Raw genomic sequence first — 12217 nt, forward strand, 5'->3', positions numbered from 1 at the left:
GGTTTGCCCCTTTCATTGGGTTTTCACCTTGGCTAAATTCTGCAGAGAATTCTGATTCCTCTAAATTTTTCTTTGGGGTTTTCGTATGTTTTAGAGCAGCATCAAATTCCGCTTTTCTTTTTGCCATGACTGAAGCCTCCTATTGGAAATAGTACATTCTTATTGTTTTCTTACAATATTTTTTCATTCAAAAAAAAATTCCCTTAAATTTCAATTTGAAACGGCTTATAAATCATCTGAATCAACAAACCCTAAAAAAAGACCAGCTATTTTCTATACACAAGAAAAGGGATGAATGAAATGGATAAAAAGGAAAAGGATGTTGGAAAGAATATTGGCATTGATGAGACTTTGCCGCATCAAATTGAAGCGCCTAGTTTCAAGGGAACAGGGATTAAAATGGAAGCACCCTTTGAAAATTCACTTGGCGTTGTCATCGGTGATAGCTTCTATTCTTCAGAAAATTCCCCTTTAGAAAATTGGAGCAAGGACACGGATCCATCCATTATGGCTGGTGATGAATGGGTTCATCCGACGAATGATATTGGCTGGAATACGTCAGAAAACAAAGATCTGCTGGAAAGAAAAAAACGGCCACAAGGAGTTCCTTTTATGCACCCTACTCATGATGTAAGTAAGGGAACAGATTAAGAAAGAGGGGCTGTCTTATAAGGACAGCCCCTCTTTCTTTACCCTATAATCACTCGTTCTTTCGGATAATGATAATTTGTCTTTTTCTCTTTACCGCCAATAATAAATAAGAAGGATGTTAACCCGATTCTTCCAATAAACATTAGGACCATTAGAATGCATTTTCCAAAGCTGCTTAGATCGGCCGTAATCCCCATGGAAAGACCCGTTGTACCAAAAGCAGAGCAAACCTCGACTATAATGGCAATAAGCTCATGCTGGCTATCAGATATGCTTAGAATAACAACAGATATAAAACACATGACCATCGCTAATATTGTAATGGCTAAAGATTTAAGAATATCATCTTGGTGAAGCTCACGGTTAAATATCTTAATATCCCTATTTCCTTTTGCAAAATGAAAAATAAATAAGATATTTAATGCAAATGTCGTAGTTCTTATACCCCCGCCTACTGAACTTGGTGAAGCGCCGATGAACATTAGAATACTTATGACCAATAAGGTAGGCATTGTAAACTCACTAATATCCATCGTTGTAAGACCGGCACTTCTCGTTGAAGCGGCTTGGAAAAACGCATAAAAAAAGCCTTTATGCCATGTAACTCCCTTCAAAAAGTGATTAAACTCTAACAGTAATATGAATATTGTTCCTATAATCAGGAGGCCGGCATAAGTAATGGTTGTAAGCTTCGTAAATAATGAAAATCGGAAACGACCCTCTAATTCAGTTTTATTAAATAAATATTCCTTTACTTCAATTAATACTGGGAAGCCTATCGCTCCGAGGATAATCAATAGGATGTTAATTAATTGAACAAAATAATCACCTGCAAAGGGAACGAGTGAAGATCCTCTTATATCTATTCCCGCATTCGTTGTTGCACTAATCGAGGCGAATAAACCATGAAGGAATGCATCCTCCCATGTAGGATAATATTTCAAAAAATGAAAGCCTAGGATTAATGCCCCTAGCAGTTCAATTAAAAGGATAATTTTGATTATTTCTCTAATCAAATGTACAAGACCAGATAATGAAATTTGATTGTGGTCTATCATTATAAGACGTCTACTCCGCAGGCCAATCTTTCTCCCTAATAGCATCCAGAAAAACGTGCCGATTGCCATGATTCCCAGACCGCCGAATTGCAAGACAATCATAATGACAAAATATCCAAATACACTGTAGGTCTCTGATATATCTACAACAGTTAAACCTGTCACACTCACGGCACTTACAGCAGTAAATACCGTATCTATAAAATCAATTTCTACACCAGGTTTATGTACATATGGAATGCTAAGAAGCAATACTGAAATTGTAACTGCCAGTAAATAATAGCTTGTTATAACCTGAGCAGGTGTTAGTCTACCTAAACGGACTTTTGCCTTTCTCCACATGAATTAAATTTCCTTTCCTTTCTTTTCATACCCTCTATCATAAAGAATTAATCTTTATTATGAAAGTCATTTCTAATTATTTTTTATCTTACAGCTAGAAATTAAATAATACTTTGCAGTTCACATATTATTTGCTATTACGAAAAATATTTCCACTTATGAATTGACCATTTATAAACATACTACAATTACAGAGAAATAAATAACCTCTGTTAAACAATAATAGGAGTTGAGAAAAATTGGCAAATAGCAGCAATAAATTATTAGTTCCCGGAATAGAGCAATATTTAGATCAAGTTAAATATGAAATTGCAGAAGAATTTGGGGTTCAGCTTGGTTCGGATACCGTCTCCCGAGCAAATGGTTCAGTAGGCGGGGAGATTACAAAGAGACTAGTGAAGCAAGCACAGGCGAGTATGTCTGGAAATAATCTCTAGCTTTAAGTGTATATGAACTGAATACATGATGGATCAAAAAAAGTCCGGTTCCCTTTACCGGACTTTTCATTACAATTTATGTTAATCCCTATCGTTATCCTTCTTATCCTTATCATAATCCTTGTTATTCTTATCGTTATGTCTATTGTCATTGTCATGATGCCTATTACTTCTGTCTGATCCGTTTCTTTGGTTTGAATTAGATGTTCCTTTATTATGCAAGTAACCTTTCGAGTTTAATTGGGCTTCTTTTCCATTCCCTCTTTGATTGGAGGGATTTCCCTCTTTGTTATTGTGCTTATTTTTTTCTAATTGATGCTCATTTTTATTTTTATTTTCATTTACATTTTCCTGTTTATTACCGTTGTTATTTTTGACACGATCCTCCTTTTTTTCTTGACCAGGAGGGATTGCTTTTTCAAATTGACTTTTGTTTGCTTGGTCAGATTTATTACTTTGATTAGAATCTTGCTCTTTTTTTAGCTGACCAGGGGGGATAGTAGAATGTTCACTATTATGACTTTTTTCGTTTTCTGTATTGTTAGTCTTTTGAGTTTGATCCGGCTTCTTATTTTCTTGCTTGTTATATTTATGTGACCCAGAATTGTTTTCAGTTTTCTTTTTCAATTGAGTTTCTTTATATGATCCAATGGATAGTCCTTTTTCCTTTGCTTCTTTTCTATCATTTGGGGATGCATCCATAACCTTTACATCAAGCTTTTCCTTTTGAATAGTCTCTTTTATTTCAGTAATTTCTTCATTCAACTTCGTTTCAAGTGCTTTATTGTCTTTCTTTGTATTCACAGTGGCAATAACGATCTCATAATTATTTTTGGCATACCCTTGATTTATAATTTCCTTTATAATCTGACCCGTGATGTCCTGAATATCTTTTTTCTTCCAATCATGTATATGTTTAACTATTTGTTCCCCTTTTTCATTGTAAGGCAAAATGTCAATTACTTGGAACTTATCATTAATCGCTAATTCAATACTTGAATTACTATCAATAGACATATAGGCATAAACCTCATTATTACCATTAAAAGTAAAAACAGAAGTACCTACTAGTATGATCACAATAGCTGCTGCAATTATGGCTTTAGCTTTTAAGGTCGAAAATAAGGTAAATAATGTCCGATTATTGGTATTATCGATACTTAGTGGATAAAAATCGATTTCCTGACCAATTTCGTATTGTCTATTAAGTTTTGCCGCACGCAGAAATTCACCTTCTGGGGTTAATAGCGTTAAAAAACGTTCATTTATCTCCATTATTATTCCAGTTTTCACGTTTCCAACACCCCTTTAATATAATCCCTTAAATACACATAATCACCAATTAAAATAAGTGACATAGCAATTATGTATTTTCTATTTCTTTCAATTGTCTTTCTACTAATAGAAACATAGTTTTCAAGCTGTTTAATGGGCAATCTTTTCTTTTCAAGTAAAATATGCTTAAGCTCACTATGATCAGCAATTAATTGTGCGACCATCATTGCATTTTTTCTTGCATCCGCATGCTTTGGAGATTGCTGAAGTAAATCATTAAACGAAAGCTCGAATTGATGAAGAACTTCATTAAATTGAAGGATTTCTTCCCTTCTTGATTCTTCATCTGTTTTCCTTTTGTAATCAATTATTGATAGCTCATTTTCAATCGCATTTCCAGTCTGATCTTCTTCACTTTCATTTGCCGTGTAATCTAGCTTCAATATTTGGTGCCTAGACTGAGTCCGAATATAATCAATAACCCTTCGTTTTATTAAGACCTCAGAAAAACTTATTAATGAACTCCCTTTTTCAGGAGAATATTTTTGAATCGCTTCATTAAAAGCTATTAGACCTATGCTGAATTCATCATCTGAGTCATGTATGAATCTTTTACAAACGGATGACACGGTCTTAGCAATAAATGGTTTATATGAATTTATTAGTTCATTTTGAAGGTTCGTATCGCCTTGCTGAATTAAATAAACTGTTTCTTCCATTGTTTTTTTTCGTTTTTTTGCCATGAACAACAAACCTAGCAATAGCCTCACCTCTTTATCCAAAACACATTATATCATACGATGGCGAGGAACGTTTTTTAAGGGTTGGCTGCATGATAAGGAAAAGAGAACTTAAATTAAGTCCTCTTTTTCTTATAAATTAATAAATCTTTACAAATAATTAGTCGTTTTTCCCATTTCCTTTATTTTCATGATCCTTTTTATGTGAGTGTTTGTGATCATACTTTGCTTCTTGAGCCTGTTTTCCGGCTTTTTTTAATTCTTCACGTTGTTCCTTTGCTTCCTTACGAGCTTGCTTTGCTTCTTGTTTAGCAGCTTCACGCTTTTGTTTTTCTTCTGCTTTAGCTACCTCACGAGCTTGTTTTTCTTCTGCTTTTGCTAATTCACGAGCTTGTTTTTCTTGCTGCTTCTTTAATTCATGTGCTTTTTTCGCCTCAGCACGTTCCTCAGCTTTCTTTGCTTTTTCCTCTAGCTTCTTATTTTCCCCTTCAGCTTGAGTAGTTTTCTCTTGAATAACAGCTTCATCATTATCACTGGTTACAACTTCTTGAGCTGTTTTATCTGTAGTTGTATTCTCATCCTTGCTTACTTCGTCATTTGCCTCTGCTTTTTCGGTGATAGCCTCTGACTCTTCATCTATTCCATATTTTTTGTTTAGTTTCTCAATCTTTTTCGCTAGTTTCGCATAGCTTTTATCAATATTTTTTTGCAGTGCAGCCTTTGCAACTGGATTTTTTACCTTTTCCAGTGCCGCTTTTAAAGCAATAATGTTTTGTGACATTAATTCTTGCATTTCACCGGCTGGCTTATCTGCTTTATCTACATCAACCGTCACTTCATCATTTGCAGCCACTTCTTCAGCATCAGTCTTTTCTTTTTCTGTCTGTTCTACTTTTTCTGTATCCTTTTCAACAGACTCTTCGCTCGTAGTGTCTTCTTGTTCTTTATTCACTTGATCTTCTGCTTTTGATAAATTTTTTAGCGCTTCTTCAATTACTTTCATTGCCTCTTCTTCTTTTTCCTTTGCAAAAAGTGCTTCAGCTTCAGCTAGGCGCTCTGCTGCATAGGTTGCAAGTAATTTAGCTTCCTTTTCATCGTCAAAGGTAAGAGCTAATTTGATTTTTTCTAAAGCAATTTTTGCAAAGTAGAAAAAGTTTCCAGGAACTAGTGATGGCTTTTCAGCACTGTCTACATTTTCTGTACTTTCCTGATTATTCGTTTCCGCATCTAATTCTTTATTTTCAGTTTGGACATTATTTTCACTTGTTTGATTGTCCAAAACTACCGTTTGATAAGGTTCTTGGTTTTCTGTTTTTTCGGCTGCCGATGCTAGGGAGGCAGAAAACGTGAAAGTTCCTGCTAAGACTAATGCTAAAGTTCCTTTTGCTATTTTGTTTAATTCCTTAGTTGATAAAAATTTCATCTTTTTCACCTCATAGTTATTTTCTTAGCGGCCGCTATTTTCACTACAACTGTACGGAGGTGATTAGATGGTTTTTGGGGGTTATTAGATAAAAAAATTAATAAACACAAAAAAAGCCTTAACAAAAACAGTTGTTAAAGCTTAAAAACACTATATAGCACTTTGTTTCCTAATTGTTAAAATTAACCACCTTATTAGAAACCCAATAACTAATCCTGGAATTAAAAAAAGCATAGGTAGAAATACTGGTCCAAATAACACCCCAAAAAGGGTTAGTTTTGTTGAATACATTAGCCCTACTGTAATAAAATAGGCACTAAAGACAAATGGAAGGTAGGAAAACTCTTCGGTTTTTGTCATTGCACTTCGATAGGCATCCCACATAGCAAACATATATAAACATGGATAAAACATTAACCATTGGAAATCAGTCACTTCGATTGCATTATCAATTTCCCCCATAAAGCTATACATGATGGCCATATTAAAATTGCTGAACACATTAATCATAAATTCGAGCACAACTAAAAAAATGCCCTTCCATAAATGTCCCGATAATAACTGACTAAATCCAGGCAGAGCAATACTCCATAATACAGCTTCCAATTTTGTAAATGTTTTCATTTTATCACCAGCCAAGTTTCGATAGTGTTATTTTGCTCTGGAACAGTGTTAAATATTTTCGCATCCCAAATAATTTCCAATTTATTTCCTGCAACATTGACAAAATTTCAAAAAAAAGTGAAAGAACAGCCTAAAATAAGCAGTTCTTTCACTTTTTCACAATAGTAAAGCCTGTAATACCATAAAAAATAGTTATAATAGGAGATAAAAGGCAAAAGAAGGTGAAAGGTAAATAGCTAATCGTATCCACACCTAAAATACTGGTTAAAAATACACCGCAAACTCCCCATGGAACGAGTGGATTAATAACAGTTCCGGCATCCTCCAGCACCCTTGAAAGACTTTTTGGATGTAATCCTGCTTTTTCATAAGCTTCTTGATAAGCTTTTCCTGTTAAGAGGATAGAAAGATATTGTTCCCCAAGAAGAAAATTAATGCCGATGGCAGTTCCGGCAGTTGAGGCAATTAATGCTGGAACACGATTTAAGCAGCCCTTTATTCCCTCTAATAATGCAGGTAATATTCCTAATTTAAATAACAAACCGCCCATTGAGAGAGCCAGCAAGACTAATGAAATGGAAAACATCATGCTTTCCATTCCTCCCCCTGTTAATAGGGAATCCACTTCCTTTACACCACTATTAGATTGAAATCCAAAATATAAAAGATTCATCATTTTATTTAAGTCAAAGCCCTTTTGTACAAAGAAACTAATGAATAGTGCCGATAAAATACTTGCAGACAAAGTTGTAATGGCTGAAACTTTCTTTATCGCTAAATAACTTAATATTAAAAAGGGGGCAATGGAATACCAATGAACAAATCCTTGATCGATTAAAGTCTGCTTTAATAAGCCGATTTGAGCAAAATTCGAAACAGCCTCTGCAGGAGATAAAACGGCAAATAGGACGAATGAAATGAGAAATGCAGGCACAGTAGTCCAAGCCATATTTTTTATATGATCAAATAAATCCACCTTAACGATCATCGATGCCAGATTCGTTGTATCTGATAGCGGAGACATCTTATCCCCAAAGAAGGCACCTGAGATAACCGCTCCAGCCGTTAATGCTTCTGACAAGCCTAGAGCGGAGGATACGCTCATAAATGCAACGCCAATCGTTGCAGCTGTCGTCAATGAGCTGCCAATGCTTAGACCAATAATAGAGGACACGGCAAAAGCAATTGCATAGAAAAACTTCCCGTTCACAACTTCTAACGCTAAGTAAATAAAAGTTGGAATCGTTCCGCTTGCCATCCAGCTGCTAATTAACATGCCAATAAAGAAAAAAATAAAAATAGCCCCAAGACCGGATTTTGCTCCACTTGTAAGGCCATCCTCTAAATCTCTCATACTTATTTTCTTTAAAAGTCCAAAACCTATTAGACACATAATAGCCAAGACAATCGGTATATGAGGGACTACACCAGAAAAAATGATCGTACTGCTGATTCCACCTAATATTATGGCTGTAATGAAAAAAGCTTCCAAAGGCCTTAGAGTTATTGCTTGTTGTATACGTTCCATGATGTGACTCTCCTTTGTTTCCAATAACATTTACACTTGAACGCTTTTTAGCACTAAAGTATAAATCATAATATTAATATAGTGTTTTTTCAGCCTTATGTCAAGTTCATCATTTGTTTTATCCTGGGTTCCTACAAAATTATTATCATACTAGAAAAGTATTGTTTAGATCATAAAAAGAAAAACGGCTCCTTTAGCAAGCCGTTTTTCTTTTTATTTTTAATGCTCTGAATCCATAGGATTATACAATTTAACTTCTGGATTCTTTTCTTGGAACCAGCGAAGCGCGAAATCATTCTCGAATAAGAAAACTTTATGATCAAATCGGTCATGGACAAGAAGGCTTCTTGAGCTTGAAAGATTTTCATTCACATTATCTCCATCTACCCAGCGAACAATTTTAGATCCAATTCTTTCCATAATGACTTCTGTGTTATATTCATTTTTCATTCGGTGTTCAAACACTTCAAATTGAAGCTGTCCAACAGCTCCTAAAAGTAAATCCTCGGTTTTAACGGTTTTATACAGCTGGATTGCTCCTTCTTGAACTAGCTGCTGAATCCCTTTGTGGAAATGTTTTTGTTTCATCACGTTTTTCGCATAAACCTTAACGAAAAGCTCTGGTGTAAATTGCGGAAGCCGTTCAAATTGGAATTGATCTTTTCCTGATGTTAACGTATCACCAATTTGATATGTTCCAGTATCATATATCCCGATAATATCTCCACTGACAGCTACATCTACTGTGCTCCTATCGTCTGCCATGAATTGGGTAGACTGAGCTAGTTTTATTTGTTTGCCTAGTCTAGGAATATTTACAGACATCCCGCGCTCAAATCGGCCAGAACAAATTCTAAGGAAAGCAATACGATCACGATGTGCAGGATTCATATTAGCTTGGATTTTAAAAATAAAGCCTGAAAAGCTTTCCGATAAAGGATCAATTTCCCCAGCAGTTGATTTTCGGGCTTGCGGAGGAGGTGCAAACTGCAGATAGGACTCTAAAAAAGTTTGTACCCCAAAGTTTGTTAAAGCACTTCCAAAGAAAACTGGAGTAAGCTCCCCCTCTTTCACTTTGTCAACAGAAAACTCGTTCCCAGCTTCATTTAAAAGCATAATCTCTTCGAGTGTTTGCTCATATAGACCTGAATCCTTTATAGTATGATCACCATCAATTTCCCCATCTTCATTCAATGGAAGGAAGCGATCCTTCTCCTCAACGCGGAATTGCTCAATTCGATTATTAAAACGATCGTAAATGCCAAGGAATTCTTTCCCCATTCCGATTGGCCAATTCATCGGATATGATTGAATACCCATTACTTCTTCAAGCTCTGCTAGAAGCTCTAATGGAGATCTTCCTTGCCGGTCCAGTTTATTAATAAAAGTAAAGATAGGAATGCCCCTCATTCGGCAAACTTTAAAAAGCTTTAATGTCTGCTCTTCTATCCCTTTTGCTGAATCAATAATCATCACTGCACTGTCAACAGCAGTTAATGTCCGGTACGTATCTTCACTGAAATCCTGATGTCCAGGTGTATCCAGGATATTAACACGTGCCCCGTTATAGTCAAATTGCATCACACTGGACGTAACGGATATTCCCCGCTGCTTCTCAATTTCCATCCAGTCACTTGTTGCATATTTTCCCGTCTTCTTTCCCTTTACGGTCCCAGCATCCCTAATGGCCCCTCCAAATAAAAGGAGCTTCTCAGTTAAGGTAGTTTTTCCTGCGTCCGGGTGAGATATAATAGCAAAAGTTCTGCGTGATAATACTTCCTCTTTTAATTTATTGCCCATGTAATTTCCTCACTGACTTTCAAATTTAATCGTACCTTTAATTTTATCATTTTTAAAAAACATATTGCAATACTGTATATTACACAAGACATTTTGCAAATGGTTTTAAAAATAGCTTTGAAGGCAAATTGTGTCTATAATTAAGTTATATTTTAGACTAAGAATATTTCTTTCTGGAGGTGATCCTGCTGGATTCGATTACTCATACTTTATTCGGACTTGCCTTGTATGGGACTGTTAATAAAGAGGAATTGGATAAAAATCATAAAAGAGCTTATCTTGTAACTGCGGTCGGTGCAAGTCTAATTCCTGACATTGATGTCATATCCAGGTTTTGGGATACAGAGGGCCTGTATCAAATGTGGCATCGAGGAATTACTCACTCTGTTTTCTTAACACCTTTTTGGGCCCTGTTTTTTTCACTCATTTGTTTGATCTTTTTTAAGATTAAAGATATGAAATTATTCCTGCTTGGATGGCTTGCAGTTTTTATACATGATACGAGCGATCTTTTTAATGCATGGGGAACTGGGTATTTAGAGCCGTTTTTCTCTAAAAGGATTACATTTGGGACGATCCCGATCGTAGATTTAGTATTTTGGGGAATTTTAGGAATAGCTTTTATTTTTTCAAGAAAAGAGAAAATAAAGTCTCCTTATTATTTTAAGCTTGCCTGGGCATTCATTGCCTTACATCTAATTGTTCAAACAGCTCAAGGGTATATAATCTACAAACAATATGATGATCAATATGAGCAAGTGGCTCTTTCTGCCGGTTTTGTTCCATGGACCTTTTCTGTTATTACGATGAAGGATAATCAGGTGACTATTTTTCAAGACAATCTTTTGCAAGACAAAAAAGTTCAATATGTTCTTGAATCAGCAGCCGAAGCCGATTTAGACAAATTGTTTGATGAGCGTCCAGAAGCAAAAACTCTTTATGAATGGTCCCCATTCGTTGTTCTCGTAAACGATAAGGAGCGTCTCGGCTTATATGACCCGCGGTTTTATCGTAATGGACAATCATTTTTATTTGAATATATTGAGAAAAATGAAATAAGATGAGGGCTATAAAACCTCATCTTTGTTTTTCCACTAATTCCATTATTTCGCGAACCTATGATTGCCAATTACGGTTGTTACTTTTTTTGTTCTTAACCATTTACTGTCTGTTTTATCAGGATTAAAGAAAAATATTGAATCATCACCTTGTCCTTGAAGAGCTAAAGCTTCCATCACAGCCTTTTTAGAATCTTTATCAGAAGGCTCATTGATCGCTCCATTATCAACAGGCTGGAATTGTCTTTTTTGATATATAACATCTTTAATCTTATCCGGGAATCGGTCGTCTTCTACCCGATTCAATACGACTAATGCGACTGCAACCTTTCCCTCATACGGCTCTCCTTTAGCCTCTGCATGTACAAGCCTCGCAAGGAGGTCTTTTTCAGCCCTTGAAATTGTTTTAGGTAAAATTAGCTTTTGACCAGGGTGAATCTTGTTCGACTTTAAATAATTTATTTCCTGTAACTCTATCTCAGATACTCCGTATTTCACTCCAATATTAAAAAGGGAATCGCCTTTTTGAACAGTATATATATCTACATGATCTAATGTTTCAGCATTAACATGTGTATCCTTAGATTGGATAAATTGGAATGAGAGCATCATGAATCCTGCTAGCATAGCTACTGCAAGTTTCTTCATTATATCTCCTCCTATTAGAAAAGCCTTATTTGTATGGTTGAAATTCTATGCAAGTTATGTGCCAACATATATAACCGTAACATACTTTAGCCCTAGTCAACACTCCTTAATATTTTCCATGGAATGAAAGGAATAAGCAGGAAAAACCAATAGCTTATATTCATTTTAATGAGATGTTTCATAATAGTTAGTTATTAAGCACTAAAGGTATTTACTAGTTTCGAACCATTTCTTAATTGGAAAAATAAGTTATTCTACTATTAATCGAATATATAAGGGGGAATTTAGTATGAAAAGGAGTATTGTCATTCTGCTAATTTTAATGCTCGTAGTAACTACTCAAGCTTTTGCATCACAAAACGATGTGATAAAGCCATTTAATGCAGAAGGTGTAGATTCAGAAAACATCAAAGCTGGACAAGTATTCACCACAATTGAAGAGAAATCAAATTTAAAGTTCGATGGGCCGGACGCAACTATAAACAGTCTTAACGATGATGAATCAACTAATGGGGAGCCCCTTTGCTGGTACTGCACAAAATATGCTTACGGCGGAGGAGATGGCAATGTTCCGAGATATAAGGTTTGTATCGAAGGATTTTGGAGTAATATATGCCGTGCTCAATAGAAGTT

Annotated in this window: 12 protein-coding genes; 4 read left to right on the top strand and 8 right to left on the bottom strand. The window is 35.4% G+C overall.

From position 1 onward, the window contains the following. Positions 1-300: 300 nt before the first annotated feature. Positions 301-651 carry a DUF3905 domain-containing protein gene (locus V7149_RS17585; RefSeq protein WP_438824127.1) on the top strand — a complete coding sequence of 117 codons (351 nt, stop codon included), beginning with the start codon at positions 301-303 and terminating at the stop codon, positions 649-651. A 38-nt stretch (positions 652-689) separates the two neighbouring features. Here the strand turns inward: V7149_RS17585 and V7149_RS17590 are convergent, their stop codons facing one another. Further along, positions 690-2051, bottom strand: coding sequence for a TrkH family potassium uptake protein (locus V7149_RS17590; RefSeq protein WP_335346906.1), 1362 nt, complete (start codon positions 2049-2051; stop codon positions 690-692). 239 nt (positions 2052-2290) lie between these two features. Here V7149_RS17590 and V7149_RS17595 point away from each other — a divergent pair, with 239 nt between their 5' ends. Continuing rightward, positions 2291-2488 (top strand): alpha/beta-type small acid-soluble spore protein, encoded by a 198-nt coding sequence (locus V7149_RS17595; protein WP_335346907.1) that lies wholly within the window; start codon positions 2291-2293, stop codon positions 2486-2488. Positions 2489-2569: 81 nt separating this feature from the next. Here the strand turns inward: V7149_RS17595 and V7149_RS17600 are convergent, their stop codons facing one another. From V7149_RS17600 to V7149_RS17625, 6 genes are all read right to left on the bottom strand, one after another. Then, the gene (locus tag V7149_RS17600; RefSeq protein WP_335346908.1) at positions 2570-3781 is read right to left on the bottom strand and encodes an anti-sigma factor domain-containing protein; all 1212 of its coding nucleotides are present in this window, start codon (positions 3779-3781) and stop codon (positions 2570-2572) included. Beyond that, complete coding sequence (gene sigI, locus V7149_RS17605; protein WP_335346909.1) at positions 3778-4533, bottom strand: RNA polymerase sigma factor SigI; 756 nt, start codon at positions 4531-4533, stop codon at positions 3778-3780. Before sigI ends, V7149_RS17600 begins: the two co-directional genes overlap by 4 nt. 130 nt (positions 4534-4663) lie before the next feature. Next, positions 4664-5926, bottom strand: a complete 1263-nt coding sequence (locus tag V7149_RS17610; RefSeq protein WP_335346910.1) for a DUF5667 domain-containing protein — start codon at positions 5924-5926, stop codon at positions 4664-4666. Positions 5927-6076: 150 nt separating this feature from the next. Next, a complete protein-coding gene (locus V7149_RS17615) occupies positions 6077-6550 on the bottom strand; it encodes a hypothetical protein (RefSeq protein ID WP_335346911.1) in 474 nt (157 codons plus the stop codon). 148 nt (positions 6551-6698) lie between these two features. Continuing rightward, on the bottom strand, positions 6699-8078 hold the full coding sequence (nhaC, locus tag V7149_RS17620; RefSeq protein WP_335346912.1) for a Na+/H+ antiporter NhaC: 1380 nt from the start codon (positions 8076-8078) through the stop codon (positions 6699-6701). A 219-nt stretch (positions 8079-8297) separates the two neighbouring features. After that, on the bottom strand, positions 8298-9878 hold the full coding sequence (locus V7149_RS17625; RefSeq protein WP_335346913.1) for a peptide chain release factor 3: 1581 nt from the start codon (positions 9876-9878) through the stop codon (positions 8298-8300). 188 nt (positions 9879-10066) lie between these two features. Here V7149_RS17625 and V7149_RS17630 point away from each other — a divergent pair, with 188 nt between their 5' ends. Then, positions 10067-10942 carry a metal-dependent hydrolase gene (locus V7149_RS17630; RefSeq protein WP_335346918.1) on the top strand — a complete coding sequence of 292 codons (876 nt, stop codon included), beginning with the start codon at positions 10067-10069 and terminating at the stop codon, positions 10940-10942. Positions 10943-10981: 39 nt separating this feature from the next. On the opposite strand, the gene V7149_RS17635 is transcribed toward V7149_RS17630, so the two are convergent. Beyond that, on the bottom strand, positions 10982-11584 hold the full coding sequence (locus V7149_RS17635) for a cell wall hydrolase (protein WP_335346914.1): 603 nt from the start codon (positions 11582-11584) through the stop codon (positions 10982-10984). A 289-nt stretch (positions 11585-11873) separates the two neighbouring features. On the opposite strand from V7149_RS17635, the gene V7149_RS17640 reads away from it, so the two are divergent. Beyond that, entirely contained in the window at positions 11874-12212 is a 339-nt protein-coding gene (locus V7149_RS17640) for a hypothetical protein (protein WP_335346915.1), read from the top strand. The last annotated feature ends 5 nt before the right edge of the window (positions 12213-12217 follow it).

Source organism: Bacillus sp. JJ1503, assembly GCF_036965125.1.
In the GTDB taxonomy this organism is placed as follows: Bacteria; Bacillota; Bacilli; order Bacillales; family Cytobacillaceae; genus Cytobacillus.

What these genes read in the sequence shown, in the direction of transcription:
- V7149_RS17585 (WP_438824127.1), top strand. Translation starts at nt 301, where the DNA reads ATGGATAAAAAGGAAAAGGATGTTGGAAAGAATATTGGCATTGATGAG.
- V7149_RS17590 (WP_335346906.1), bottom strand. Translation starts at nt 2,051, where the DNA reads ATGTGGAGAAAGGCAAAAGTCCGTTTAGGTAGACTAACACCTGCTCAG.
- V7149_RS17610 (WP_335346910.1), bottom strand. Translation starts at nt 5,926, where the DNA reads ATGAAATTTTTATCAACTAAGGAATTAAACAAAATAGCAAAAGGAACT.
- V7149_RS17615 (WP_335346911.1), bottom strand. Translation starts at nt 6,550, where the DNA reads ATGAAAACATTTACAAAATTGGAAGCTGTATTATGGAGTATTGCTCTG.
- nhaC (WP_335346912.1), bottom strand. Translation starts at nt 8,078, where the DNA reads ATGGAACGTATACAACAAGCAATAACTCTAAGGCCTTTGGAAGCTTTT.
- V7149_RS17625 (WP_335346913.1), bottom strand. Translation starts at nt 9,878, where the DNA reads ATGGGCAATAAATTAAAAGAGGAAGTATTATCACGCAGAACTTTTGCT.
- V7149_RS17635 (WP_335346914.1), bottom strand. Translation starts at nt 11,584, where the DNA reads ATGAAGAAACTTGCAGTAGCTATGCTAGCAGGATTCATGATGCTCTCA.
- V7149_RS17640 (WP_335346915.1), top strand. Translation starts at nt 11,874, where the DNA reads ATGAAAAGGAGTATTGTCATTCTGCTAATTTTAATGCTCGTAGTAACT.